Source organism: Mesorhizobium sp. WSM4833, assembly GCF_055811095.1.
In genome coordinates, this window is the sequence record NZ_JBVVQG010000002.1 from 454763 (window position 1) to 481535 (window position 26773).

The window sequence follows — 26773 nt, forward strand, 5'->3', positions numbered from 1 at the left end:
CGCAACGCGGGTGTCCTAACCGAAGAGGTCGGATGCGGCAAGGGTCAGACCTCTGGCGCTCCTGATGAGAGAAGGCGACGCCGCACCTCCTTGAAACCAATCCGGACCGCAAATGAAACAATCCCGCCATGCGTGCGGCATCGTGCCGACACAATCGCCGCCGATAAAGCGCAGGAAATGAGGGGTTCGCGGCCATGACCAGCACAGCAAGATTCCATGCCATCGACAGCGATGCCGGATTGTCCGCACGCTTGCGCCCGGCCGACATCAACGTCCCGAAAATGGTCAGCCAGGCTGCCGGACCGTTCGAAGTACCCGCCGACACCGGCAAGGGACCATCCATGCGCGACGCGTTGATGACCGGCCTGCTGGTGATCTATCCGACCCTGGCCACGGTGGTGGCGATCGTCGCCGGCCTGGTGCTGGCCAGCGCCAACGGCACCTGAGCCTATTTCGGCCGCCTGAAAGCCTTCCGCTGCTTCTCGACCTCTTGGCGGCAGGCGCAGCCCTCGAGGTGGTCGTTGACCAGGCCCATGGCCTGCATGAAAGCGTAGACGGTGGTCGGGCCGACAAAGCTCCAGCCGCGCTTCTTCAGCTCCTTCGAAATCCGCACCGAGACGGCCGTTGTCGGGTTCGCGCGCAAATGGGCGAGGTCGACGATTTGCGGCCGCTCGTCCTTGCCGGGTTCGAACTTCCAGAACCAGGCGGCCAGTGAGCCGAATTCGTCCACCATTTCGCGGGCGCGCCTGGCGTTGTTGATGGTCGAGACGATCTTGCCGCGATGGCGGATGATGCCGGCATTGCCGAGCAGGCGCTCGACATCCTTGTCGGTGAAGCTTGCTACCTTGTCGAATTCGAAATTGGCGAAGGCTTCGCGAAAATTCTCCCGCTTGCGCAGTATGGTCAGCCACGACAGGCCCGACTGAAAGCCTTCCAGGCAGATCTTTTCGAACAGCCTGCGGTCGTCGGCCACAGGCCGGCCCCATTCATGATCGTGATAGTGCAGATAGTCGGGCAGATTGCCGTGCCAGAAGCAGCGCGCGACACCGTCGGGGCCGGCGAGCAGGCCGGTGTGTTCCTTGTCCATAGGCCAAAATCCGTTCGTTAACGCGCTTTTGCGCGGCATTTACTGCGGCTTTACCAGATTCCTGAACCCGGCGGTAACCACACCGAAAGGTTTACTGACAAAGCCGCATTTTACGCATTCCGATTCATGTTTCGGTTGCTGCTTGCGCGCCAATGATCGCCGAACCGGGAGGACGTTTCCACCCGTTTGTATCAGACGATCAAGGTGCGTTACGATGAAGACAGTGTTGTTTCCCGTGCTCGGCGCCGTGGCTGTGTTTGCCGCCGGCGTCACACCCTCAATCGCCGGCGACCGCTATGCCGACAGGCCGCCGGTGATGGTGAGCCCCGACCTTTCCGCACCCTGGGTGCTGCAGCTTGGCCATGCGCCCGGCATCGTGCGCCAGAACCGGCAGGTGGTGCAGCAGCAGCGACGCCTGCGCCCGGCGCAGCCCGACCGGGTGCAGACGGCGGCGGTGCAGCCGCCGGCCAAGCGCATGGTCGCGCGTCCTCAGATCAACCCGATCTACCTGCCGCAGGAAGTCGACTATGACGGAGGCCAGAAGCCGGGCACGATCGTCATCGACACCACGCAGAATTTCCTCTTCCTGGTCGAGAAGAACGGCAAGGCAAGGCGCTATGGCGTCGGCACCGGCAAGCCGGGCTTCGAATGGTCGGGTACGCACAAGATCACCAACAAGCGCGAGTGGCCGGACTGGCGCCCGCCGGCGCAGATGATCAAGCGCGAAGCCGCCAAGGGCCGCTATTTGCCGACCTATCTTGCCGGCGGCATGGAGAACCCGCTTGGTGCCCGTGCGCTCTACCTCGGCACCACCGAATACCGCATCCATGGCACCAACCAGCCGTGGACGATCGGCGGCGCGGTGTCATCGGGCTGCATCCGCATGCGCAACGAGGACGTCGTCGATCTCTATGAGCGGGTCAATGTCGGAACCACGGTCGAGGTGATATAATAGTCCTTGCGAATCACCTGGCCGGCAAAGCAGTCCGCGTTTCGAGGCCAGTTTAGGGATACGGGGGACGGGCCGTATGGGGATGCGGCCGGTCAGGAAGGGCAGCACGGGAAACCGCGCTGCCCTTTCCGTTTTGAGCAGAAATCGAGGGCAAAAGGTCACCCACGCGTCGCGCAACGGGCATAGCGGTTCGCTTTCATGCTGCCCTTTGCCGCATTCTTTTGCTATCTCGGTGGCAAGTTCCACAAAAGAGTTCACCCATGCCTCTGTCCGAAGACAGCCGTTATCTCAAGGGCGGCCCGGTAGCCCAGCGCATCATCGCCGCCGTTCGCGAGGACGCAGCGATCGCCAAAGCCGAGGGTTTTCCGCCCAAGCTGATCTCGATCACCGTCGGCGACACCGATGCGGTGGACGTCTATGTGCGCAACCAGCGCGCCAAGGCTGAGCTCGCCGGCATCGATTTCGAGGAACGGCGCTTTCCCGCCACCATCACAGCAGGCGAGTTGGAAGCTGCGATCCACGGCCTGAATGCCGATCCGCGCGTTACCGGCATCATCATCCAGCGGCCCGTGCCAGCGCATATCCCCATCAAGACGCTGCAAGCGGCGGTGCATCCGCTGAAGGATGTCGAAGGCATGCATCCGGCCTCAATCGGCAACATCGTCTACAACCAGCTCGATCTCGCACCTTGCACGGCGGCCGCCTCGGTCGAGCTGCTGAAGGAAACCGGCCTCGACCTCAAGGGACTGGAAGTCGTCATCGTCGGCCATTCGGAAATCGTCGGCAAGCCGATCGCCTTCCTGTTGATGAGCGAGGGCGCGACGGTGACGGTCTGCCACCACATGACGCGATCGGTCGCCGCCCATGCAAGGCGCGCCGATGCGCTGTTCGTCGCCGTCGGCAAGCCGCGGCTGATCAAGGCCGACATGGTCAAGCCGGGCGCTGCCGTCATCGACATCGGCATCAATTCCGAAATCGCCCCCGACGGCTCCAGCCGCATCGTCGGCGACGTCGACACTGAAAGCGTGCGCGAGGTCGCCTCCTGGATCACCCCGGTGCCGGGCGGCGTCGGCCCGATCACGGTCGCCATCCTGCTGCGCAACACCATGGTCGCGCTCAGCCGCCAGCGCGCGCTCTACGAGGCGACTTACGGCACGGCGGACAGGCTCGCGGCGGAGTAAGCGCCCGCCAAGGTCGTCCTATTCCGCCGCGATCAGGGTCTCTTCCAGAACACCTTCCGGCCTCGGCCCGCCATAAGCCCAGTCGAGCAGCTTGATCGTGTGCACCACCGGCATCTTCGCGGCGGAAGCGATTTGCGTGATGCAGCCGATGTTGCCGGTGGCGACGATCGAGGCACCCGTCGCCTCGATGTTTTTCACCTTGCGGTCGCGCAGTTTGGCCGAGATCTCGGGCTGCAGGATGTTGTAGGTGCCGGCGGAGCCGCAGCAGAGATGCCCTTCACGCGGCTCGCGCACGATGAAGCCGGCCTTGGCCAGCAGTTCTTTCGGCTGGCGGGTGATCTTCTGGCCGTGCTGCATCGAGCAGGCCGAGTGATAGGCAACGACAGTGCCCGGCTTGCGAACCGGTTCGGGCAGGTCGAGGATCGAGAGATATTCGGTAACGTCCTTGGCCAGTGCCGAGACGCGCGCGGCCTTGTCGGCATAGGCCGGGTCGAGCCGCAGCATGAAACCGTAGTCCTTGATCGTCGTGCCGCAGCCCGAGGCGGTGATGACGATGGCATCGAGCCCGCCCTGGTCGAGGGCGCGTGTCCAGGCGTCGACATTCTGCCTCGCCGAGGCAAGCGCGGCCTGTTCGCGCCCCATATGATGGACCAGCGCACCGCAACAGCCTTCGCCCGGCGGCACCAAGACCTCGACGCCGAGCCGTGTCAGCAGCGAAATCGTCGCCTCGTTGATGGCGGGATCGAGCACCGATTGCGCGCAGCCGGTGAGGATGGCGACGCGACCTCTTTTGGTCCCTTGCCCGGCATGGATGCCCGGCGAGCCTATCGGCGAAGCTGCCGGGATCGACGCCGGCGCAAGCTTGAGCATCGCACTGAGCGGCTTCAGCGCCGGAACCTTGTCGAACAAGCCTATGAACGGCTTGCCCAGCTTCGCCAGCTTGAGCGCGGCGCGAAACCGCTGGGGATAGGGCAGCACGAAGGCCAGCATGGCGCGGGTCAGGCGGTCGAGCAGTGGCCGCTTGTAGGTCTCCTGGATATGGGCGCGGGCATGGTCGACCAGATGCATGTAGTTGACGCCCGACGGGCAGGTGGTCATGCAGGCAAGGCACGACAGGCAGCGATCGATATGGGTGACGATCTGCTTGTCGGCCGGACGGCCGTTTTCCAGCATGTCCTTGATCAGGTAGATGCGCCCGCGCGGTGAATCGAGCTCGTTGCCGAGCGTCACATAGGTCGGGCACGTCGCAGTGCAGAAGCCGCAATGCACGCATTTGCGCAGGATCTTTTCCGATTCCGCGACATGCGGATCGGCAAGCTGGGCAAGCGAAAAATTGGTCTGCATCGCTGATGTCCTAGGCCATGCGGCCGGGATTGAAGATATTCTTGGGGTCGAATTCCTGTTTCAGGCGGACCGATAGTGCAGCAAGAGCGGGCGGCTGCGGCTCGAACACCGGTAGAGCGGCGCGATGCGAGGGTGCGGCGCGCACCAGCGTCGCATGGCCGCCGCCATGTTTCCTCAACAGCCCGCGCAGCAGAGCGGCTTCCGGATCGCCCTGCTCCATGCGCAGCCAAACCAGTCCGCCCTGCCAGTCATAAAAGGCGCTGACGGCGGCCTGCATGCGCAGCGTCAGGACCATCTGGTGGCTCTGAGAAGGCGTCATCGAGATGCGCCAGACCGGCTTCTCGCTGCCGTCGGCGAAAGGCCTGCAATCGCGAACGTCGCGCCAGATCAGCCGCGAAACCTCGCCGCCAATCTCCTCCAGCGGGCCGGCATTGCCGAGCAGCGTTTTCAGTGCGGCGATGCGGTAGGCGACCGACGGGCCGAAACCCTCGACGCGCAGCAGCGTGGCGGCCTCGCTGCCGAGACTGCCGCTGGCGACGCGCGCGGCGATCCGCTCCGGCAGGTGGGCGGCACTCGATACTTCAGCACTCGAGCCAAGCGCCAGGGCCATGGCGGCGGCCGCGGCATCGTCGAGCAGGCTACGGATGGCGAGCGTGACTTCAGTCTCGGCTGCCGGCAGCACCTTGAAGGTGACGTCGGTGAAGACGGCCAGCGTGCCCCAGCTGTTGGCCATCAGCTTCGACATGTCATAGCCGGTGACGTTCTTGACCACGCGACCGCCCGACTTGAAGGCCTCGCCACGACCGGACACCACATTGATGCCCAGGACATGGTCGCGCGCGGCCCCCGCCTTGAGCCGGCGCGGACCGGAGAGGTTAGCGCCGAGCACACCGCCGATCGTACCTTTGCCCGGTTCGCCACCAAGCAGCGGGCCGTAATCCATCGGCTCGAAAGCGAGCTGCTGGCCGTTTTCCGCCAGCAGTTTTTCGATCTCGGCCAACGGTGTGCCTGCCTTGGCCGACAGCACCAGTTCAGCCGGTTCATAGAGCGTGACGTCAGATAATTTCGACAGGTCGAGCGTGTGTTCGGTTTGCAGCGGCCGGCCGATGCCACGCTTGGAGCCATGGCCGAGGAGTTCGAGCGGCGCCTCTTCCGCCACGGCCCAGGCTATGGTGGAGAGGACTTCGGATGGGGTGGTCGGGGTGAAGGTGGTCATGAAGAGACCGCGCCAGATGCGAGTTCGGATATGCCGAGTTCCCTGGCGCCCCCCTCTGTCCTGCCGGACATCTCCCCCTCAAGGGGGGAGATCGGATGTCGCATATGGCTTCGCCAATCTTCAATGATGACGGAAGGGCGAGGCGCGCAAGCTGCCAATCTCCCCCCTTGAGGGGGAGATGTCCGGCAGGACAGAGGGGGGTGTTCACGCGCCGTCATCACCCTCAAAACCTCGGAATGTCCGGAAACGCCACCTGCCCGCGGTGCACATGCATCCGCCCAAGCTCGGCGCATCGCCGCAGCTGCGGAAATACTTTTCCCGGGTTGAGCAGATGGTTGGGATCGAAGGCACATTTGACGCGCATCTGCTGGTCGAGATCGATCTGGGTGAACATTTCCGGCATCAGGTCGCGTTTTTCCACGCCCACACCGTGTTCGCCGGTCAAGACGCCGCCGACCTTGACGCAGAGCCGCAATATATCGGCGCCGAAACTTTCGGCCTTGTCGAGTTCGCCCGGTACGTTGGCGTCGTAGAGGATCAGCGGATGCAGATTGCCGTCACCGGCATGAAAGACATTGGCGACGCCGAGACCGTATTTTTCCGACAGCTCGCGCATGCCGGCGAGCACGCGCGGCAACTCCTTGCGCGGGATGGTGCCGTCCATGCAGTAGTAGTCGGGCGAGATGCGGCCGACGGCCGGAAACGCCGCCTTGCGGCCGGCCCAGAAGCTCAGCCGTTCCTGTTCGGACTGCGAAATGCGGCAGGTGGTCGAGCCGTTCTTGTAGGCGATCGCCTCGACCAGCCCGATCAGATGATCGACCTCGACGCCCGGCCCGTCGAGCTCGACGATCAGCAGCGCCTCGACATCGAGGGGATAGCCGGCATGAACGAAATCTTCCGCCGCATGGATCGCCGGCCGGTCCATCATCTCCATGCCGCCCGGGATGATGCCGGCGCCGATGATGTCGGCAACGCACTGGCCGCCCTGCTCGCTGGTCGGGAAGCCGATCAGCAGTGCACGTGCCGTCTCCGGCTTCTTCAGGATGCGCACGGTGACCTCGGTGACGACGCCGAGCAGCCCTTCGGACCCGGTCATGACGCCGAGCAGGTCGTAGCCTTCCGCATCGAGGTGACTGCCGCCCAGCCGCACCACCTCGCCATTCATCAGCACCATCTCGATGCCGAGCACATTGTTGGCTGTGAGGCCGTATTTCAGGCAGTGCACGCCGCCGGAATTCTCCGCGACATTGCCGCCGATCGAGCAGGCGATCTGGGAGGATGGATCGGGGGCGTAGTAAAAGCCCTCCTGCTCGACGGCGGTGGTGATGCCGAGATTGGTGACGCCCGGCTGGGCAACGACGACGCGATTGGGAAAATCGATCCCGAGGATACGGTTGAAGCGGCTCATCACCAAAAGCACCGCGTCCTCGAGCGGCAGCGCCCCACCCGACAGCGAGGTGCCGGAGCCGCGCGGCACGACGCGGATGTTGCGGTCGTTGCAGTATCTCAACACGCGCGAAACCTGCGCCACCGTTTGCGGCAGCACGACAACCAGCGGCAGCTGCCGATAGGCGGTCAGGCCGTCGCTCTCGAAAGCGCGCATGGAATTGGCGGCGTCGACAACGCCCTCACCCGGCACGATGATGCGCATGTCGGCGACGATCTCGTCGCGCCGGCGCATCGTGGCATCGTCTGGTTTCGGCATGGCCAGGCCGGACATCAGCAGCCTCATTTCGCTTGACTGGTCAAAATCTTTTACCAGTGAAGCGCGTTGGGTGCAAATCCTGTAATGGCGGCGAATCCAACTTCAAGGCAGAGACAGGCTTACGCAGCGGCAATCTGCCGCTGCTATTCGCCGGGCGGCTTGCCGGGTTCGGAGTGCATCCGGCGCACGCGGCGCACGCCCCACCAGACCAGCAGGATGGCGACAGGCACCGAAGCAGCGGTAATGATCTCCGGGGCGAAGGCATGGCCGAAGATCGAGGCGCCCTTGGCGACATAGCCGACAAGGCCGACCACATAATAGGAGACGGCGGCGACCGAGAGCCCCTCGACGGTCTGCTGCAGGCGCAATTGCAGGCGGGCCCGGTTGTTCATCGAGGCAAGCAGGTCGCGGTTCTGCTTCTCGACCTCGACATCGACCCAGGTGCGCAGCAGCGTCGTAGCGCGGGTCAGTTTTCGCGATAGATTTTCCTGCCGCTCCTCGACCGAGCGGCAGGTGCGCATTGCGGGCGCCACACGGCGCTGCAGGAACCCGCGCCATGTGTCATAGCCGGGCACAGCCTCTTCCTCGAGTGCGTCCAGCCGTTCGCCGACGATGCCGTCATAGGCGCGGCTGGCGCCGAAACGGTAAAGGCTCGACGCCGCGTCCGCCTCCAGCTCCGCCGCAAGTTCGGTCAGATCGGCCAGCAAGGTCTGGCTGTCGCGAGTCCCGGCGACCTTCATCTCCAGCGTGGTCTGCGCCAGCCGATCCTCGATGCGGCGGGCGCGGCCGGACAAGGTCAACGCCAGCGGCAGGCCGAGCATGGCCAGCGTCCGATAGGTTTCGATGTCGATAAGCCGCTGCGACAACGCGCCGGTGCGCGCCGGGGTCAAGCCGCGATCGAGCAGCAGCATGCGCGTCAGGCCATCGCCATCCTGGCGAAAATCGGTGACGATGGCGGCGTTTCCGCGCTCGACCAGCGAGTAGCACAGGCTGGTCGGATCGAAACCGGCTATCAGTTGCTCGCTTGCTTGCGTCCATTTGCGGATTTCGAGCCTGATGCCGGAGATGCAGGTTCCCGGCGGGGAAAACCCGTTGCCGAAGGGTGAGTCCTCCTGCGTCCTGCCGCTTTCGGAAAGCGGCCCTTCCCACAAATAGGTCGAGAATTCGGTGTGCCGCTCCCAGCGCAGCGAGCCCTTGCCCCATTTCATGGCATGGTGGCGGGCCTGGCGGTCGGGCGCGGCGATGCCGAGGCGCCGCGACAGTTCGGAAAGCACCGCGTGGTCGACGCCGGAGCCGCCCTCCGTCATGAAGGCGAGTTGCATCAGGACGCGTGGCTTTTCGATCAGCGGATGCGGCCGGGCATGAACCTCGCCGAGTGCGCCGGGCCGGCCCTCATGCGCGGGAAAGCCCATGACGCTGCCCTTGGCGCGCGGCTGGAATTCGAGATCGGACGGGTCGTCTGACACGGCTTGTTCCCCGGGGGTTTCCTTGAACCCGCTTGCACTCGCGTCCCTCTAGTGCCAATGGCCTGACGACGCAAACGGCAAAGTTAGCCGAAGATCACGGGATCGGGCGGGAAATCGGCCTGCTTTTTGTCAATTGGATAAATAATTTGACCAGTTGGCGAGGCAGGCTCTATTCTGCGGCATCGGTTCACCTTCCAGGCATTCTGTTGAGCGACATTTTTTCCAGGATCGAGCATTCGCGCACCGCCGACGAGGTGGTGCAGCAGATCGAGAGCCTCATCCTCGAAGGCGTGCTGCGCACCGGCGACCGGCTGCCGGGCGAGCGCGAGCTTGCACGCCAGTTCGACGTATCGCGGCCGATCCTGCGTGACGCCCTGAAGGCACTGGAAGGACGCGGCCTTTTGACGACAAGGCCCGGCGGCGGCACGCATGTCGCCGATGTCATCGGCCAGCTCTTCACCAAACCGGTGACGGACCTGATCTCGATGCACCGCAAGGCAGTGACCGACTATCTGGAATACCGCCGCGAGATCGAAGGGGTTGCGGCTGAATATGCGGCACGGCGCGCCACCCCAGACGACATGGCGCTGCTCGACAAGATCATGGCACGCATGGACGATGCGCACCGGACCGGCGACTTCGACGACGAGGCCGAGATCGACGTCGAGTTCCACCACGCGATCTGCGAATGCGCGCACAACATCATCCTTTTGCACACGCTGCGCTCCTGTTATCGGCTGCTGTCGGAGGGCGTGTTCCAGAACCGGCTGCTGGTGTTCACCGTGCCCGGCGCGCGCGACGCCCTGCTTGCGCAGCATCGGGCGATCCATGCGGCGGTGAAGGCCGGCGACCCGGCCACCGCCCGCCAGGCGGCGATGGACCACATCACCTATGTCGAACGGTCGATGGCGGAGGCCGAGCGCAGCGGCGACTGGCAGCGCGTCTCGCGGCTGAGGTTGAAACAGCGCGTTGACGCCACCGATACAGAACCAGCACGCAAACGCTCCTAGCTATCGAAACGGGAAGCCCATGAGCCAGATCCTGACCATCGCCGACCTCAAGGACCTCGCACGCCGGCGTGTGCCGAAGATGTTCTTCGACTATGCCGATTCCGGTTCGTGGACCGAAAGCACGTATCGGGCCAACGAGGAGGATTTCCAGAAGATCAAGTTCCGCCAGCGCGTCCTCGTCGACATGGACAACCGTTCGCTGGCATCGACGATGATCGGCGAAAAAGTGTCTATGCCGGTGGCATTGGCGCCAACCGGCATGACCGGCATGCAGCACGCCAATGGCGAGATGCTGGCGGCGCAGGCGGCGGAGGAATTCGGCGTGCCGTTTACCTTGTCGACGATGAGCATCTGCTCGATCGAGGATGTCGCCTCGGTTACCACGAAGCCGTTCTGGTTTCAGCTCTATGTGCTGCGTGACAAGGATTTCGTGCTCAACCTGATCGACAGGGCAAAGGCGGCGAAATGCTCGGCGCTCGTGCTGACGCTCGACCTGCAGATTCTCGGTCAGCGTCACAAGGACATCCGCAACGGGCTTTCGGCGCCACCCAAGCTGACGCTGACCAACATCGTCGACATGGCCATCCGCCCGCGCTGGTGCGCCGCCATGGCCGGCACTAAGCGGCGGACCTTCCGCAACATTGTCGGCCACGCCAAGGGCGTCGGCAACATGGCCTCGCTGGCATCGTGGACGACGGAGCAGTTCGACCTGCATCTGTCGTGGAAGGACGTCGCCTGGATCAAGGAGCGCTGGGGCGGCAAGCTGATCCTCAAGGGCATTCTCGACAAGGAGGACGCGCTGATGGCGGCCAAGACCGGCGCCGACGCGATCATCGTTTCCAACCATGGCGGGCGCCAGCTCGATGGTGCGTCGTCGTCGATCGGCGTGCTGGAAGAGATTGCCGACGCGGTCGGCGACACGATCGAAGTGCATATGGATGGCGGCATCCGCTCCGGCCAGGATGTCCTGAAGGCGCTTTGCCTCGGTGCCAAGGGAACCTATATAGGCCGGCCGTTTCTTTACGGCCTGGGGGCGCTTGGCAAGGAAGGGGTTACCAAGGCGTTGGAAATCATCCGCAAGGAGATGGACATCACGCTGGCGCTGTGCGGAAAGCGTCTTGTCACCGACATGGGCAAGGACCAGCTCCGGCGCCAGGTCCCGTGACCGCCTGACCACGGAGACACCGAAGAATTGGCAGAATCCGGCATCCATTTTCTCGACGCGCATGGGCCGGACGGCATCCGTCTCTATGCGATCGGCGACGTCCACGGCCGGCTCGACCTGCTGGCCGCCATGCATCTGCGCATCAGGGCCGAGGTCGAGCAGGAGGCGCCTGCCGACTGGCGCGTCATCCATCTTGGCGACTATGTCGACCGCGGGCCGGACTCGAAGGGCGTCATCGATTTCCTGATCGAAGCGCAAGAGCGAGACCCTCGTCACCTGATGCTGGCCGGCAACCACGACATCGGCTTTCTCGATTTTCTCAAGACCCCTGACCCGGAAGGGCTTTTCATCCGGTTCGGCGGCATCCAGACGGCACAGTCTTACGGCGTAACGATCAGTGAAGGCACAAGCGTGTGGTTCGGCAAGGCCGAATCGGCCGTGCGCAGAGGACATCAGGCACTGGTCGAGGCCGTGCCGCAAAGCCACATCGACTTCCTGCGATCGCTGCCGTTTTCCGTGACTTTCGGGGACTTCTTCTTCTGCCATGCCGGCATCAGGCCGGGCATTCCTCTGGAGAAGCAAAACCCGCAGGATCTGATCTGGATCCGCGACGTCTTCCACAACCACCCCGACCTCTATCCGAAGATCGTGGTGCACGGCCACACGCCGGTGCCGGAGGCGGAAGTGATGGCCAACCGCGTCAATGTCGACACGCTTGCCTGGCAATCAGGCATGCTGAGCGCGCTCGTCGTCGACGGCGCGGACAAACGCATCCTGACAATGACGATCAAGGAAGCTTGAGCGCCGCGCGTCGGAGGACGCGAAAGACGCTTCCCGCTTTAGCGCAGCGAGGCGGTGACGCCGTAACCGTCGACGGCGTTGTGGTTGTTGGCTGCGTCGGCGGCATAGATGCCGAGACCGCACAGCACGATGGCGGACAACATGGCAAAGGACAGAAGCGCTGCTTTCACGGAGGTCATCTCTTGTTGAGCTTTCTGCATCTGTGCACCAGGCGGTTACCAATGCGTTGAAACGGAGAATTCGCTTCAAAGTTTCGACGATTTTGCGCTTCTAGGCATGTTCTGTATCAACGGTGTGTCGCGCGGGTCACACAAAAGGTTCATAGCCGTTGCACAGAAGATGCAGAGCGCGCGCCTTCTAGGATGGCGGGCGGACACAAGCCAAGAATGAAACCGTTTTCCCCAGGCGGTTTCACCGCCGCGTGCCAATTATGTCACGCTGGAGGGTACGGAGAGACCAACGCTCAGATGGTCGCTACCCAGGCCCGGGCAATGGCGAGGCCAGCGGCATCCGCATCGGGCCCGTTGCGGGCCATTTCGCCATCGAGCTTGCCGGCCCAGTCGGGATGGCGCGCAGCGATGGTCGGGGCAAAGGACGCGCTCCAGTCCTTGAGCATCGGCCGGTCGGCCTCGAAGTGAAACTGGAAACCGTACACGGCGCGGCCGACGCGAAACGCCTGGTTCTCGGCGACATCGTTGCCGGCAAGCCGCACGGCGTTTTCGGGCAACACGAAGGTGTCGTCGTGCCATTGGAAGATCGGGAACTTTGCCGGCAGAGCGCCCAGCACCGGATCGGCCTTGGCGTCAGGCGTCAGCGACACGCCGTGCCAACCGAACTCATTGGCGCCGCCGATACGGTTCTCGCCACCAAAGGCACGAGCGACGAGCTGGCTGCCTAGGCAGATGCCGAGCACGGCGCGATCCTTGTCGGCAAAGTCGCGGGTCAGTTCGAGCAGTGCCGGGAAATAGGGATACTCATCGTCGGCCAGCGCATTCTGGCCCCCGCCGAGCACCACCATGGCATCATGCCCGGCCGCGTCATCCGGCAGGGGATCGCCCCTGTAAGGGAGACGCAGGTCGAGATCGGCGCCCGCTTCCGCAAGTGCTGCGCCGACCTGGCCGAGGCCGGTATTGTCGTAGTTCTGGACCACCAGCACCCGCATCGCAAAACCCTGCTGACATGAAAAAGCTGCGACGACCGATATCATGCCGCTCGCATTGCAGCCAAGATGCGTGTCCGGAGAGAAAACTATGCCACTGCAGAACCGGGTCGATCCGTTCGGTATCATCCACGCGGTGCCCGATCGCGGCATGTTCACCGGCAATCGCGGCATCATCCACGATCCCGAGACGAAGACGCTCAAGAAAAAGCGCTGGGCGCTTCAAGCCTGGATCGTCTGCGTCTGCCAATTCCGAAATGTGCAGCGCGAACCGATGGGCCGCAACCGGAAGGGCGGTAAAGCGGGCTGGACCGAGCTGTTCTTCCTCGACGAGGTGACCGCACTGGCGGCCGGGCATCGCCCCTGCTTCTTTTGCCAGCGCGAACGGGCCAGGGATTTCGTCGGCCGCTTCGGCGAAGCCTTCGGCATCGCCGAACCGCGCGCGCCGATGGTCGACAAGCGGCTGCACAAGGAGCGGCTGGCGTCAGGCGGCAAGCCGCCAGTGATTGCGGTTGAAGACCTTGCCGGCCTGCCGGACGGCGTCGTGGTTGCGGATGGCGGCACTGTTTATGCCTTGCGTAGCGGCAAGGCACTGCGCTGGTCCTTTGCGGGATATGAGCACCCCAACGATTTCGACATGCTCAAAAGCAAGACACTCTCGCTACTGACGCCGGCCACGACGCTCTGCGTGCTGCGGCACGGCTTTCGGCCGGTGTGGCATCCGACCGCCGAGGCTTGACGCCGGCGGCCGGCTCGCTCATTCCTCGGCGATGCGCGCCAATTACAAAATGCAACGTCTGTTCGTGACCGACGATCTCGCGCCGGACATCGAATTCGAGGCCGGCCAACAGCAGAGCCACTATCTCCTGCATGTGCTGCGGCTTGGCGAAGGCGCCGAAATCCTGGTGTTCAATGGCCGCGACGGCGAGTGGTCGGCGGCCATATCGGCGAAGACGAAAAGGGCGGTGCGGCTGAAGGTGTCGGCGCTGCAGCGGCCGCAGCCGCCTCTGCCCGATCTCGTCTACTGCTTTGCGCCGCTGAAGCAGGGCCGGCTCGATTATCTCGTGCAGAAGGCGGTCGAGATGGGCGCCGGTATCCTGCAGCCGGTCATTACCCAGCACACGCAAGTGGCCAAGCCGTCGATCGATCGCCTGCGCGCCAATGTCGTCGAAGCTGCCGAGCAATGCGGCATCCTGGCGGTGCCTCAGGTGCGCGAAGCCGAAAAATTCGACCGCCTGTTGACCGGCTGGGACACAGAGCGACGGCTGATCTTCTGCGACGAGGATGCTTCGACCAACAATCCGCTGGCCGCGCTGCAGGCGGTCAAGGACAAGAAGCTTGGGCTGCTGGTCGGGCCGGAGGGTGGCTTTTCCGACGATGAGCGTAAGATGCTGCGCGCCCTGCCCTTCGTCACCGCCATTCCGCTCGGCCCGCGTATCCTGCGCGCCGATACGGCGGCGGTGGCCGCGCTCGCGGTGATGCAGGCAACGGTCGGAGACTGGTGAGACGTCATCCCTTGCAAGGGACGCAGAGTTCCAGCAACGTTCAATTCCTGTTGACCTGTGGCTCAGGATTTTTCGCTTGATCGTCTGCTGACATTTCGTCCATTTACCGCCGGCGGTCATCCGGCCGCCTCTGAGGGTACCATCATGGCGCGCGATACGACCGATTTCCGCCCGATCGAAGGTGTCGACGAACTCGTCGAGCACCTGGCCGAAGGCAACAAGCCGCGCGACAAATGGCGCATCGGCACCGAGCACGAGAAATTCCCCTTCTATGTCGACGGCAATGCACCGGTCCCCTATGGCGGCGAGCGCGGCATCCGCGCCATCCTCGAAGGCATGCAGGAAAAGCTCGGCTGGGATCCGATCGTCGATGATGGCCGCATCATCGGCCTGGTCGAACCGACCGGCCAGGGTGCGATTTCGCTGGAACCCGGCGGCCAGTTCGAGCTTTCCGGCGCACCGCTGGAGACGATCCACCAGACCTGTCGCGAGGGCAACGCCCATCTGGCGCAGGTGCGCGAGATCGCCGAGCCGATGGGCATCCGCTTCCTCGGCCTCGGCGGCAGCCCGAAATGGTCGCTAGCCGAGACGCCGAAAATGCCGAAATCGCGCTACGAGATCATGACGCGCTACATGCCCAAGGTCGGCACCAAGGGCCTCGACATGATGTACCGCACCTGCACGATCCAGGTGAATCTCGACTTCGAGAGCGAGGCCGACATGCGCCGCAAGATGCAGGTGTCGTTGAAGCTGCAGCCGCTGTCGACGGCCTTGTTCGCCAATTCGCCTTTCACCGAAAGCCACCCGAACGGCTTGCAGAGCTGGCGCGGCGACATTTGGCGTGACACCGACAACCAGCGCTCGGGCCTGCTCGAATTCTGCTTCTCGCCCGATTTCGGTTTCGCCGACTATGTCGAATGGGCGCTCGACGTGCCGATGTATTTCGTCATCCGCGACGGTCGCTATCACGACATGACCCACATCACCTTCCGCCAGTTCATGGCCGGGGCCGCGCGCAATGAAGTGCCGGACGGGCTGCCGACAATGGGCGACTGGGCGAACCATCTGTCAACGCTGTTCCCGGATGTGCGGCTGAAGCGCTTCCTCGAGATGCGCGGCGCCGATGGCGGGCCATGGCGGCGCATCTGCGCGCTGCCGGCCTTCTGGGTCGGATTGCTTTATGATGAGGCCGCACTCGATGCCGCCGAGGCGCTGACCTCGAGCTGGACGTATGAAGAAACGCTGGCGATGCGCAATGCCGTGCCGGAACAAGGCATCTCCGCACCGTTCCGCAACACCACGCTGCGCGAGATCGCGCGTGACGTGATGGTCATTTCCCGCATGGGACTGAAGAACCGTGGCAAGAAGAACCGCGACGGCTACGACGAGACCTCCTTCCTCAACACGTTGGACGAAGTGGTGGCGCGCGGCACCACCAGCGCCGAGGAGATGCTGTCGGCCTATCACACGCGCTGGGGCGGCTCGATCGAGCCGGTTTTCATGGAATACGCCTATTAACCCTCGGATTTGGCAAAGCTGACCGGCCGGCAAAAGTCGCTTCAATCGGAAGTGGAAACAAACTAGGCTTCTTCGGCGAGGATTTCCGGAGGAGACGCCGATGCCCACCTTGTTCGACATGCTGACGCAGGCCCAGAACGGCAATGGCATGCAGGCCCTTGCCCAGCAATACGGGCTTTCGATGCAGCAGACGCAAGCCGCGGTCGCTGCATTGCTGCCGGCCTTTTCGCAGGGGCTGCAACGCAACACCGCCGACCCCTATGGGCTCGGCGCCTTCATGACGGCGATGGCCAGCGGCCAGCACGCCAAGTATTTCGAGGACGCAACCCGGGCCTTCTCGCCGCAAGGCGTCGATGAGGGCAACGGCATTCTCGGGCACCTGTTCGGTTCGAAGGATCTGTCTCGCGCCGTGGCCAGCCAGGCGGCGCAAGCCAGCGGCGTCAATCAGCAGATCCTGCAGCAGATGCTGCCGGCGATCGCCTCGATGGTCATGGGCGGGCTGTTCAAGCAGACGGCAAACCAGATGCAGGCCGCCGGTGGTTTTGGCGGCGGCGGCAACAATCCGCTCGGCGAGATCATCGAGCAGATGATGCGGCAAGGCGGCGGCATGCAGGCCCCGGCGCCGCAGCCGCGCCAGGCGCCGCCGCCCCAGAACCCGATGGACAACCCGCTCGGCAAGGTGTTGCAGGACATATTCGGCGGCGGCGCGGCTCAGCCACAGCCGCAAAGCCAGACGCAGCCGGCACCCAATCCCTACGGCGACAATCCGCTCGGCAAGGTGCTGCAGGACATGTTCGGCGGTGGCGCGCCTCAGCCGCAGCCGCAGGGGCGGGCGCAGCCGCAGCCCCAGCAGACGCAAAGCCCCTACGGAGACAATCCGCTGGGGAAAATCTTCGAGGAGATGCTGCGGCAAGGTGGCGGTGGCTTAGGCGGCATCCCCGGCGGACAGCCGGCGCCGCAACAGCCTCAAGCGCCCCCGCAACGTCAGGCACCGCAGCCACAGGCCAATCCGAGCGGCCGTCCGAAAAACCCGTTCGACGACCTGTTCGGCAAGATGTTCGAAACCGGCGCCCAGCAGCGTGATGACTACCAGAAGGGCGTGGAGACGATCTTCGACCAGTTTAAGCGGGACATGGACCGGCGGTAGGCGGTCTTCGCTGAGGTAGAAAGAGAAAAGCCCGGTCCTGGGAGGACCGGGCAGAGTGCAGGCGGGCCGGGGGGATCCGGCAGGGAGTGGGAGCCTGCATACTCGTCAGTCGCGTCGAACCCTGAAAAGGTTCACGGCAACCTAAACAACAAGCAACCGATCAGGCCACCTTGCGAGCGAAATCCTCGATCGTTTCGATGCGATCACTGGCGATCTCGCGCAGCATCGCCGTCGGGTCGCGGCCAAACGGCACGTCGATGGCGACATGCAGGTCGGCGCGCGTCAGGCCGATATCGGCGAGTTCGGCGTCCGACATCTCGCCAAGGCGATAGAAGGCGCGGCGGTTTTTCCAGGCGCGGTAGATGTTGGAGACGGTGTTGGCCACGCGCGTCGCAACGGCCGGACGCGAGGTGATGCGCGAGGTCTCGGTGGCGAAATCGAACGTGGTCATTGTCGGTCTCCTTCAGACTCGAACGGGCAAAGCCTTGCGATCGGCGCTGGCGACAGCGGCCGTTCCGGCTTCGATTCACATGCCTTCATGTGGACAATGCCAATTTGCCATCGGCCGATTGATTAATCCAACGAATGTTTCTAATCTTTACCATCAACACCAGTGATGGATCATATCGATGAAATCGCCGCTCGATCTCGATCAATTGCAGACCTTCATCTCGATCGCCGATACCGGCAGCTTCACGCGGGCAGCCGAAGAGGTGCACCGGACCCAGTCGGCGGTGTCGATGCAGATGCGCCGGCTGGAGGAGCGGATCGGCAAGCCGCTGTTCGAAAAGGACGGGCGCACCAACAGGCTGACCGAGGAAGGCGACAAGCTGCTCTCCTATGCGCGGCGGCTGCTCTATCTCAACCGCGAGACCCTGGCGGCCTTCGACGACCGGCGGCTCGAAGGCACGATCCGCATCGGCACGCCCGACGACTACGCCGACCGTTTCCTGCCCGAGATCATGGCACGGTTCACCCGCTCCAATCCGCGCGTCGAACTCACCGTCATCTGCGAGCCGACGCCGGGGCTGGTCGAGCATATCAAGCGCGGCAATCTCGACCTAGCGCTGGTGACGCACAACGACGTGCGCGGCCAGTCGGAGGTGGTGCGGCGCGAACCGCTGCTGTGGGTCACCTCGGCCAACCATGCAACGCATGAGCAGGAAACGCTGCCGATGGCCTTCGGCCGGCCGAACTGCATCTGGCGGCGCGCCGCCGTCGATGTGCTCGACCAGCAGAACCGCGACTATCGTATCCTGTTCACCAGTTTCTCGGCCACCGTCATCACCGCCGCGGTGCTTTCCGGGCTGGCAATCTCGGTGCTGCCGGAATGCGCGCTCAGACCCGGTATGCGGGTGCTGGGCGAAGCCGACGGCTTCGGCGCCCTGCCCGATTGCCGCATCGGCATCATGCGCGGCCAGACGTCGCGGCCGGAGATCGTCGATGCGCTCGCCCGCCATATTTCGGAAAGCCTGGACAACATCTCGGTGCCGGTCGGCGAAGACCCCGGAACGTTCGATTTCGCAGCGCTCGCCTTCACCAAGCTGCGGCGAACCAAGCCGAACCAGATCCTGCCCGGCTGGTAGGCAGGGTCAGGTGTGCGGGTTATGAACGGCTGGCCCGACGCAACCGCCTTGACGCGGGCGCCCAACCGTTCCCCAATCGACGGATGACCGAAGTAGCATCCGAATCACGCACCAACGCCGCCGAATATACGGTGAGCGAGATTTCCGGCGCGCTGAAGCGCACGGTCGAGGACGTTTTCGGCAATGTGCGGGTGCGTGGCGAGATATCAGGCTATCGCGGGCCGCATTCCTCAGGTCATGCCTATTTCGCGCTGAAGGACGACCGCGCGCGGCTCGACGCCGTGGTGTGGAAAGGCACGATGAGCCGGCTGAAGTTCCGTCCCGAAGAGGGCATGGAGGTGATCGCCACCGGCAAGCTCACCACCTATCCCGGCAAATCCAACTATCAGATCGTCATCGACAATCTGGAGCCGGCTGGCGCCGGCGCCCTGATGGCGCTGCTGGAGGAGCGCAAGCGGCGGCTGCAGGCCGAGGGGCTGTTCGACACCGGTCGCAAGCGGCTGCTGCCGTTCATGCCGCGCGTCATCGGCGTCGTCACCTCGCCGACAGGGTCCGTCATCCGCGACATCATCCACCGCATCAAGGACCGCTTTCCGCTGCACATCCTGGTTTGGCCGGTGCGTGTTCAGGGCGAGACGTCAGGCGCGGAAGTGACTGCCGCGGTCAACGGCTTCAACGCGCTGGCATGGGATGGCGCCATCCAGCGGCCCGATCTGTTGATCGTGGCGCGTGGCGGCGGCAGCCTCGAAGACCTCTGGGGGTTCAACGACGAGGCGCTCGCCCGCGCGGTTGCCGCTTCCGGCATTCCGGTGATCTCGGCTGTCGGCCACGAGACCGACTGGACGCTGATCGACCTCGTCGCCGACGTGCGGGCGCCGACACCGACAGGCGCGGCCGAAATCGCCGTGCCGGTGAAGGCCGACCTCGAAGCAACGCTTGCCAGCCTCGGTGCGCGGCTGAAAGCGGCGGTGCTGCGCAATTTCGAGCGCAAGCGGCAGGCCGCCCGTGCCGCCGCCCGGGCTCTGCCCTCGCCCGATCAATTGCTGGCGCTGCCGCGCCGGCGCCTCGATGAGGCGACATCCAGGCTCGGCCGGGGCCTGTTGGTCTCCACCGAACGCAAGCGTGCAAGGTTTTTTGCCGTGAAACTGACACCGGCAATGCTGTCGCAGCGCATTGCAGAGGCCCGGCGCACCAACGAACGCAATCTTTTGCGAGCACAAGGGGCACTGCGTGCGATGGCAAGAGCCCGGCGTGCGGAGCTTAACCGGGCGGCGGATCAATTGCCAAAATGTGCCAGGGCATCGCTGCAGCGGCACAAGCAGCAACTGGCCATGCTGCAAGGCCGCATCACGATCGAGCCGACGGCACGGCGGCAACGCGTGCAGAGGGATTTGCTGACAGCTTTGACAAGACGCGGCACGCAAGCAGTGGTGCTCAGGCTGGAGCGCCTGCGCGGCCGCGTCGTCCAGGCCGACAGGTTGATGGCGTCGCTGTCGCACAAGGCCGTCCTGGCCCGCGGCTTTGCGCTGGTGAGGGATGCGGACGGCGCCGTCGTCAAGCAGGCTGCCGACGTGTCGTCGGGAATGGCGCTTTCGCTCGAGTTCGCCGACGGGACCGCCGATGCGGTGGCAATCAGCGGCACGGCAAAACCGAAAGCCGTGGCCAAGCCGGCGGCCAAGGCCAAAGAGCCCGGCAATCAGGGATCCCTATTCTGACACCATGACCGACAATCCGCATCATCTGGCAACGCCCTCAGGCAAACCGCGCGCGCGAAATTTCGGCATCGGCTTCGACGGACGGCCTGGACCGTTCAACGCGATCACCGATGTGCCCGGCGTCGCGGTCGGCTATGCGACGCTGATCTCGGGCGATGGCACGCTTGTCGTCGGCGAGGGACCGGTTCGCACCGGCGTGACCGCGATCCTGCCCAGGCCGCTTGCCGACCTCGCCAACCCGGTCTTCGCCGGGATCTTCAGCCAGAACGGAAACGGCGAACTGACCGGCTCGCACATCGTCGAGGAAACCGGCGCTTTCAACTTCCCGATCACCATCACCAACACGCATTCCTGCGGTGTTTCCCGCGACGGCACGCTGCGCTGGATGCAAAGCGTGCTGCCGGCGACGCTTGACAGCGGCTGGGGACTGCCGGTGGCGGCGGAGACCTATGACGGCTTCCTCAACGACATCAACGGCCACCATTTGACCTCGGAGCATGTTGCGCAGGCCCTCGACGGTGCCGCCGGCGGACCGATCGAGGAAGGCAGCGTCGGCGGCGGCACCGGCATGATCACCTTCGGCTTCAAGGCCGGCTCCGGCACGGCATCGCGCATCGTCGAATGGCACGGCCGTGCCTATACGGTCGGCGCCTTCGTGCAGTCCAATTTTGGCAAACGGCGCAATATAACCATTCGCGGCCTGCGCGCCGGGCCGCAACTCGTCGAACCGGCTGTCCGCGAAGGCACACCGCGCGCCGAAAAGGGTTCGATCATCGCCGTCATCGCCACCGACGCACCGTTCCTGCCGCATCAGATGAAGCGGCTGGCCCGACGGGTGCCGCTTGGCGTCGCCATGACCGGAGGCTTCGGGTATCACAGTTCAGGCGACATTTTCATCGCCTTCTCGACCGCCAATGCGAGCGCCGCGCGGGCGCCATCCGGCCGCATCGCCAGTGCCGATTTTATTCCCGATACCGACATCGATCCGTTTTTCGATGCGGTGATCCAGACCGTAGAGGAAGCAATCCTCAACGCGCTGGTTGCCAATGACGATATGACCGGACGCGACGGGAATTTCGTGCCGGCGCTGCCGAAGACGTGGCTGAAGGAGACGTTTGGCTGAAGACAAAAACGCGGGCCAGAAGCCCGCGCTGCAACAACGTCGCCGCTATGCGATCATTCGGCGGCTTTGATCATTCCGCGGCTTTTCTGGGGGCCTGCTGGCTTTCTTCGGCCTCGGCCGCTTCCTCAAGCCGGGATGCGATAAGTTCCTGGATATCGCCGACTTCTTCCTGGATATCCTCCAGCGGAATGCCGACCTCGGCCGCCTCGGCGGCGCACTCCTTGGCCAAGGTTTCGGCCTGCTTGTCGATCCTTGCCTGGGAGGATTGGCAATGGACCTTTTCGCCGATCCATCCCCGCAAGAATTCGATGGCGTGTTCGCTCATACTGCTGTTCCCTGGCGGCAAAGCCGGTTGGTAATCATAAACGTCGACATCCCGCAAAGGATGCATGTCCCCATTCCAGCCGAGTCGCGGTCAGCCGGCAAGCCAATGCCGTCCAAGGTCCACAGAGCCATAGGAAATCGAGGGGTCAAGGGCATTTTCTGATTCTGGAGGGGTCGGTACCGTTGGCTGGGTCATACCCAGCGCTGCGCCACTGTTTCTATTTGCTTTTTTCCGGTTTCCGAGCCGATTTCCGTCACAATAGATGGCGCAAAACACTACACATTCACAGTTGCTTCGAGGTGCTGCCCTCGGGCGCGCGGGTCGAAGCCGCCGCTATATAGTGACATCCTCCTGCAATGTCGACTCCGCCCGCTATCCTGCTTCTTTCCGCCGCGCCGAAGGGCTCCGCGACGGACGCAGAACAAGTGACGATGAACCCGAACCGGGTGGAGCAGGCCCGGCGGAGCCGCTCAGACGTGCACAGCCACCACCGCCGCGCAGTCGCCGGCCTTAACCAGCCCGGGGAAATGCCGCGCCGCAAGCATGCCCGACATTTTTGCCCGGATCTCCTGCGGAGCGACGCCGGTGCGGCCGGTGGAATGAATGCGCGCCAGCACCGAGCCTTCTTTGACGGGCTCACCGAGATCGACCATGGTTTCGATCATGCCGTCGTCTTCGGCGAACGAGAAACAATCGCCCGACGGCATGTCGAGCCACTGGGTTCGAGTCTTCTCGACCGCACCATCTACAATGCCGGCATGACGCAGCACGTTGAGAATGCCGCGCCTCGCGATCCGCACGGTTTGCGCGCGCGACGTGCCGCCGCCGCCAAGTTCGGTGCTGACGAAGACCTTGCCCATCTCCTCGGCTGCCGTGTCGTACATGCCAACGGCGTCGATCTCGATCATGCGCATCGAGAACGGAGCGGCAAAGGCCGCGACCGCGTCAAAGGCTTTCTGTTCCAGCGCCTTGTCGGGCAAAGTGTGCGCCGCGCAGAACGGCACGAAGTCCAGCGTCTTGCCGCCGGAGTGGAAGTCGAACACGATGTCGGCGCGAGGCAGCAGCTCACGTTGAAAGTAATCGGCGATCTTTTCGGTCACCGTTCCGTCCGGCCGGCCGGGAAAGCTGCGGTTCATGTTGCCCTTGTCGATCGGCGAGGTGCGCGTGCCGGCGCGGAAGGCCGGATAGTTCATTGCCGGCACGATGATCACCGTGCCGCTGACTTGCCTGGGATCGAGGGTCCTGGCGAGATCGTAGAGGGCCAGCGGCCCCTCATATTCGTCGCCATGGTTGGCGCCGGACAGCAGAGCTGCCGGTCCGTTGCCGTTGCGGATGACGCAGATCGGTATCATCACCGAGCCCCACGCGGAATCGTCGCGGCTGTAGGGCAAGCGCAGGAAGCCGTGCTGGACGCCGTCGCGGTCGAAATCGACGGTCGGCGCGACCGGTGATGAGCGTAGATTCGACATCGGTCTCAATCCTTCACCACCAGCTTACGCGGCACATTGGCCAGGCACTCCACACCGGTTTCGGTGATCAGGATGGACTCGGTGATCTCCAGTCCCATCGTTTCCAGCCACAGGCCGGTCATGAAATGGAACGTCATGCCGGGCTTGAGTTCGGTGCGGTCGCCGGGACGCAAGCTCATCGTGCGCTCGCCCCAGTCCGGCGGATAGGACAGTCCGATCGAATAGCCGGTGCGGTTGTCCTTGACGATGCCATACTTCTTCAGCACGGCGAAGAAGGCGTTGGCGATGTCCTCACAGGCGTTGCCGGGTTTGGCCGCGGCCAGCCCCGCTTCCATACCTTCCAGCGTCGCCTTCTCGGCATCGAGGAATTCCTGCGTCGGCTTGCCTAGGAAGACGGTGCGCGACAGCGGGCAGTGATAGCGGTTGTAGCAGCCGGCGATCTCGAAGAAGGTGCCCTCGTCCCGCTTCATCGGTCTGTCATCCCAGGTCAGATGCGGCGCCGAGGCATCGGCACCCGACGGCAGCAGCGGCACGATCGCCGGATAGTCGCCGCCGATGCCATCGACGCCGCGCGTGCCGGCATCATAGATTTCGGCAACGAGATCGCATTTGCGCATGCCGACCTCGATCTTGTCGAAGATGCGCTGGTGCATCGCCTCGACGATGCGAGCCGCCTTGCGCATATAGTCGATCTCGGTCGGGCTCTTGATCGCGCGCTGCCAGTTGACCAGCGCGGTGGCATCGACAAAGCGGGCATTGGGCAAATGCTTCTGCAGCGATGCGAAGGCGGCGGCCGAGAACCAGTAATTGTCCATCTCAACGCCGACTGTCAGCTTGCCCCAGCCGCGATCCGCAAGCACGCTGGCCAAAAAATCCATCGGGTGGCGCTCGGTCGACTGCACATAGTGATCGGCATAGCCGACGATGTTATCATGCGCGAGATAGGCAGTGCGCTTGGCACCGTTGGCGTCCTGGCCACGGCCGTACCAGACCGGCTCGCCCGATGGCGGCACGATAACCGCCTGATGCACGTAGAACGACCAGCCGTCATAGCCGGTCAGCCAGGCCATATTGGACGGGTCGCTGATAACAAGAAGATCGACGCCCTTCACCTCCATGGCTTTGCGTGTCTTGGCGAGGCGATCCGCATATTCGCCGCGCGAGAATCTCAGGTTCGGTTGCATTGTTCTTGGTCCTCGTTTGTTGGGCCTTGAGCCTGTTTCAACTTCGTTGAAACCGGCCCGTCGTTCTTGTTTGGGCGTGATCTTTCGGAAAACCGGTTCCCACTTTTCCGGATCACGCCTTGGCCAGCATCAGCTTTCGAAAATGGCCCCGGAACCGGCCACCCGCGCCCGATCGCGGGCGAACGTAGCTATCGCCGTATCCTGAACGCCGGTGCCGGTCAGATCGGCGATGGTGATGTCGCTGGCCGAGCGCCGACCGTGCCGTTTACCGGCGATAATCTGGCCAAGTTCGGTCACCTCTTCCTCAGCGGCCATCACGCCCGCCGCGATGGCGTGATGCAGCTCACCCAGCCGCCGCGTCTGACGGGCGCTGTCCGCGACATAGAGATCGGCCATGCGCAGGATTGCCGGCGCGATCTCGTTCTTGTGCTCGGCGTCGGAGCCCATCGCCGTGATGTGCTGGCCGGCGGAAACGAAACCCGCCTTGATCAGCGGCTCGGTCGAAGGCGTGGTGGTGACGATGATGTCGGCGCCGACAACTGCGTTTGCCGCGTCGGGCTCGGCATGCACGAGAATGCCGAGCTTTTCGCGCAGGGCTCCGGCGGTTGCCTCGGCCTTTGCCGCATCGCGCGCCCAGATGCGCGCCTCGGTAATCGGCCGCACCAGCATCAGGGCTTCCAATTGCAACCCGGCCTGGACGCCGGCGCCGAAGATCGCGGCAACTGACGAGTCCTGCCGCGACAGATGTTTGGCGGCGACGGCGCCGGCAGCAGCGGTTCGGATATCCGTGAGATAGCCGTTGTCGAGCAGCAGTGCTTCGACCAGCCCGGTTTTGGACGACAGCAGCACCATCATGCCGTTGACGCTGGGCAGGCCGAGCTTCGGATTGTCGAAAAAGCCGGGGCTGATCTTGATGGCGAAACCGTCGATATCAGGCACGTAAGCGGTCTTCACGTCGACCTCGCCGCGATGCTCGGGAATGTCGAGCCGCAGGATCGGCGGCATCGCCACCGGCAGGGTGGCAAGCGCACGGAAGGCGTTTTCGACGCAGGCGACTGCATCGAGATCGAGTGTCACGATCGCGCGCAATTCTTGCTCGGTGAGGATCGTCATCCGGCTCATGCGGCGTGCTCCTTGAGCGATGGCGCCTCGCCGCAGACGATCCTGCGGTGCGCGTCCATATCGATGTTGCGGCCGGAGAGAAGCACGACCACCGGCCCGTCCGACCTGACCTTGCCGGCGAGTAGCGCGGCGATGCCGACCGCGCCGGCGCCCTCGACGATTTCGCGTTCGCGCGCATAGGCGTGACGGATGCCGGCGGCGATCTCGTCCTCGCTAAGCAGGATGATACCATCGAGCAGGTCGCGGCACATGGCGAAGGTCAGCCGGTTGTCGAGGCCGATGCCGCCGCCGAGCGAATCCGCCAGCGTCGGCAATTCTTCCACCAGCACCGGGCGGCCGGCATCGAGGCTGGCCTTCATCGCCGCGCCACGAGCCATCGAGACACCGATGATCTTTGTGCCGGGGCTGACGCCTTTGATGGCCGCGGCAACGCCTGAGGCGAGCCCGCCACCCGACAACTGCACCAGGACGAGGGCAGCATCCGGAGCCTGTTCGATCATCTCAAGCCCGAGCGTGCCTTGCCCGGCGACAATGTCGGGATGGTCGAAGGGCGGCAGCATAACCAGCCCCTCTTGCGCCACCAGCCGATCGACCTCCTGCTGGGCATCGTCCTGACTGTTGCCGATAATGCGAACCTCCGCGCCCAGCCGGCGGATCTCGTCGAGCTTGTTTTCAGGCACCAGCCGCGACATGCAGATCACCGCGCGCATGCCCTCAAGCTTCGCCGCATGCGCCAGCGCGCGGCCGTGGTTGCCGGTCGAGGCCGCGACCACGCCACGCGTCTTCTCCGCGGTGCTGAGCGAAGCGACGGCATTCGAGGCGCCGCGCAGCTTGAAGCTGCCGGTGGTCTGCCGGTGTTCGAGCTTGAGGTGGACGGGGACGCCCAGCTCTTCGGAAAGACTTTGGGACAGCACGGTCGGCGTGCGCTCGACCTTGCCGGCAATGCGCTCACGCGCGGCGCGAATGTGCTCAAGAGTGACCTGTGTCATGATC

The 26773-nt window shown here is 64.0% G+C and carries 26 protein-coding genes; 13 read left to right on the plus strand and 13 right to left on the minus strand.

Features of this window, described 5'->3' with window-relative positions:
* The first annotated feature begins 194 nt into the window (after window positions 1-194).
* Window positions 195-446, plus strand: a complete 252-nt coding sequence (locus tag AC0L2D_RS05365; RefSeq protein WP_024502332.1) for a hypothetical protein — start codon at window positions 195-197, stop codon at window positions 444-446.
* A 2-nt stretch (window positions 447-448) separates the two neighbouring features.
* Here AC0L2D_RS05365 and AC0L2D_RS05370 read toward each other — a convergent pair whose 3' ends face one another.
* On the minus strand, window positions 449-1087 hold the full coding sequence (locus AC0L2D_RS05370) for a DNA-3-methyladenine glycosylase I (RefSeq protein ID WP_013530355.1): 639 nt from the start codon (window positions 1085-1087) through the stop codon (window positions 449-451).
* 214 nt (window positions 1088-1301) lie between these two features.
* Here AC0L2D_RS05370 and AC0L2D_RS05375 point away from each other — a divergent pair, with 214 nt between their 5' ends.
* Complete coding sequence (locus tag AC0L2D_RS05375; RefSeq protein WP_013530354.1) at window positions 1302-2039, plus strand: L,D-transpeptidase; 738 nt, start codon at window positions 1302-1304, stop codon at window positions 2037-2039.
* Window positions 2040-2299: 260 nt separating this feature from the next.
* Entirely contained in the window at window positions 2300-3220 is a 921-nt protein-coding gene (locus AC0L2D_RS05380; protein WP_013530353.1) for a bifunctional 5,10-methylenetetrahydrofolate dehydrogenase/5,10-methenyltetrahydrofolate cyclohydrolase, read from the plus strand.
* Window positions 3221-3238: 18 nt separating this feature from the next.
* Here AC0L2D_RS05380 and glcF read toward each other — a convergent pair whose 3' ends face one another.
* The 4 genes from glcF to AC0L2D_RS05400 form a co-directional block, all read right to left on the minus strand.
* Window positions 3239-4564 (minus strand): glycolate oxidase subunit GlcF, encoded by a 1326-nt coding sequence (gene glcF / locus AC0L2D_RS05385; protein WP_473540541.1) that lies wholly within the window; start codon window positions 4562-4564, stop codon window positions 3239-3241.
* A 10-nt stretch (window positions 4565-4574) separates the two neighbouring features.
* Complete coding sequence (locus tag AC0L2D_RS05390; RefSeq protein ID WP_024502329.1) at window positions 4575-5780, minus strand: FAD-binding protein; 1206 nt, start codon at window positions 5778-5780, stop codon at window positions 4575-4577.
* A gap of 223 nt (window positions 5781-6003) precedes the next feature.
* On the minus strand, window positions 6004-7500 hold the full coding sequence (locus AC0L2D_RS05395) for an FAD-linked oxidase C-terminal domain-containing protein (protein WP_064994790.1): 1497 nt from the start codon (window positions 7498-7500) through the stop codon (window positions 6004-6006).
* A gap of 128 nt (window positions 7501-7628) precedes the next feature.
* On the minus strand, window positions 7629-8951 hold the full coding sequence (locus AC0L2D_RS05400; RefSeq protein WP_013530349.1) for a DUF3422 family protein: 1323 nt from the start codon (window positions 8949-8951) through the stop codon (window positions 7629-7631).
* 206 nt (window positions 8952-9157) lie between these two features.
* On the opposite strand from AC0L2D_RS05400, the gene AC0L2D_RS05405 reads away from it, so the two are divergent.
* The 3 genes from AC0L2D_RS05405 to AC0L2D_RS05415 are packed head-to-tail and all read left to right on the plus strand — an operon-like array spanning window position 9158 to window position 11927.
* A complete protein-coding gene (locus AC0L2D_RS05405; RefSeq protein WP_032808722.1) occupies window positions 9158-9961 on the plus strand; it encodes an FCD domain-containing protein in 804 nt (267 codons plus the stop codon).
* Window positions 9962-9980: 19 nt separating this feature from the next.
* Window positions 9981-11126: an alpha-hydroxy acid oxidase gene (locus AC0L2D_RS05410; RefSeq protein WP_013530347.1), complete on the plus strand. Its 1146-nt coding sequence runs from the start codon at window positions 9981-9983 to the stop codon at window positions 11124-11126.
* A gap of 27 nt (window positions 11127-11153) precedes the next feature.
* On the plus strand, window positions 11154-11927 hold the full coding sequence (locus AC0L2D_RS05415) for a metallophosphoesterase family protein (protein WP_224675442.1): 774 nt from the start codon (window positions 11154-11156) through the stop codon (window positions 11925-11927).
* Window positions 11928-11965: 38 nt separating this feature from the next.
* Here AC0L2D_RS05415 and AC0L2D_RS05420 read toward each other — a convergent pair whose 3' ends face one another.
* Window positions 11966-12097: a hypothetical protein gene (locus AC0L2D_RS05420; RefSeq protein WP_013893872.1), complete on the minus strand. Its 132-nt coding sequence runs from the start codon at window positions 12095-12097 to the stop codon at window positions 11966-11968.
* 293 nt (window positions 12098-12390) lie between these two features.
* Window positions 12391-13089 (minus strand): type 1 glutamine amidotransferase, encoded by a 699-nt coding sequence (locus tag AC0L2D_RS05425; protein WP_473540542.1) that lies wholly within the window; start codon window positions 13087-13089, stop codon window positions 12391-12393.
* An 88-nt stretch (window positions 13090-13177) separates the two neighbouring features.
* Between AC0L2D_RS05425 and AC0L2D_RS05430 the strand changes: the two genes are divergently transcribed.
* From AC0L2D_RS05430 to AC0L2D_RS05445, 4 genes are all read left to right on the plus strand, one after another.
* Entirely contained in the window at window positions 13178-13825 is a 648-nt protein-coding gene (locus tag AC0L2D_RS05430) for a hypothetical protein (RefSeq protein ID WP_063172772.1), read from the plus strand.
* 31 nt (window positions 13826-13856) lie between these two features.
* The gene (locus tag AC0L2D_RS05435; RefSeq protein ID WP_024502322.1) at window positions 13857-14591 is read left to right on the plus strand and encodes a 16S rRNA (uracil(1498)-N(3))-methyltransferase; all 735 of its coding nucleotides are present in this window, start codon (window positions 13857-13859) and stop codon (window positions 14589-14591) included.
* Window positions 14592-14735: 144 nt separating this feature from the next.
* Window positions 14736-16109, plus strand: coding sequence for a glutamate--cysteine ligase (locus AC0L2D_RS05440; protein ID WP_063170127.1), 1374 nt, complete (start codon window positions 14736-14738; stop codon window positions 16107-16109).
* Between the two features lie 100 nt (window positions 16110-16209).
* A complete protein-coding gene (locus tag AC0L2D_RS05445; protein ID WP_473540543.1) occupies window positions 16210-17256 on the plus strand; it encodes a DUF937 domain-containing protein in 1047 nt (348 codons plus the stop codon).
* A 160-nt stretch (window positions 17257-17416) separates the two neighbouring features.
* Here AC0L2D_RS05445 and AC0L2D_RS05450 read toward each other — a convergent pair whose 3' ends face one another.
* Complete coding sequence (locus tag AC0L2D_RS05450; protein ID WP_013530339.1) at window positions 17417-17707, minus strand: DUF1127 domain-containing protein; 291 nt, start codon at window positions 17705-17707, stop codon at window positions 17417-17419.
* Window positions 17708-17885: 178 nt separating this feature from the next.
* Here AC0L2D_RS05450 and AC0L2D_RS05455 point away from each other — a divergent pair, with 178 nt between their 5' ends.
* From AC0L2D_RS05455 to AC0L2D_RS05465, 3 genes are all read left to right on the plus strand, one after another.
* Window positions 17886-18842, plus strand: a complete 957-nt coding sequence (locus AC0L2D_RS05455) for a LysR substrate-binding domain-containing protein (RefSeq protein ID WP_013530338.1) — start codon at window positions 17886-17888, stop codon at window positions 18840-18842.
* Window positions 18843-18925: 83 nt separating this feature from the next.
* Complete coding sequence (gene xseA, locus AC0L2D_RS05460) at window positions 18926-20557, plus strand: exodeoxyribonuclease VII large subunit (protein ID WP_473540544.1); 1632 nt, start codon at window positions 18926-18928, stop codon at window positions 20555-20557.
* 4 nt (window positions 20558-20561) lie between these two features.
* Window positions 20562-21680: a DmpA family aminopeptidase gene (locus AC0L2D_RS05465; RefSeq protein WP_473540545.1), complete on the plus strand. Its 1119-nt coding sequence runs from the start codon at window positions 20562-20564 to the stop codon at window positions 21678-21680.
* 70 nt (window positions 21681-21750) lie between these two features.
* Here the strand turns inward: AC0L2D_RS05465 and AC0L2D_RS05470 are convergent, their stop codons facing one another.
* The 5 genes from AC0L2D_RS05470 to eutB all read right to left on the minus strand — a co-directional run bounded on the left by AC0L2D_RS05470 (window position 21751) and on the right by eutB (window position 26769).
* On the minus strand, window positions 21751-22005 hold the full coding sequence (locus AC0L2D_RS05470; RefSeq protein ID WP_013530335.1) for a DUF768 domain-containing protein: 255 nt from the start codon (window positions 22003-22005) through the stop codon (window positions 21751-21753).
* A gap of 470 nt (window positions 22006-22475) precedes the next feature.
* Window positions 22476-23474, minus strand: coding sequence for a N(2)-acetyl-L-2,4-diaminobutanoate deacetylase DoeB (gene doeB, locus AC0L2D_RS05475; RefSeq protein ID WP_024502317.1), 999 nt, complete (start codon window positions 23472-23474; stop codon window positions 22476-22478).
* Window positions 23475-23479: 5 nt separating this feature from the next.
* Window positions 23480-24658: an ectoine hydrolase DoeA gene (gene doeA, locus AC0L2D_RS05480; RefSeq protein WP_063172777.1), complete on the minus strand. Its 1179-nt coding sequence runs from the start codon at window positions 24656-24658 to the stop codon at window positions 23480-23482.
* A 129-nt stretch (window positions 24659-24787) separates the two neighbouring features.
* Window positions 24788-25780, minus strand: a complete 993-nt coding sequence (gene eutC, locus AC0L2D_RS05485; RefSeq protein ID WP_127369274.1) for an ectoine utilization protein EutC — start codon at window positions 25778-25780, stop codon at window positions 24788-24790.
* Window positions 25777-26769, minus strand: coding sequence for a hydroxyectoine utilization dehydratase EutB (eutB, locus tag AC0L2D_RS05490; protein WP_473540546.1), 993 nt, complete (start codon window positions 26767-26769; stop codon window positions 25777-25779). The genes eutC and eutB overlap by 4 nt, the downstream gene beginning before the upstream one ends.
* Window positions 26770-26773: the final 4 nt, after the last annotated feature.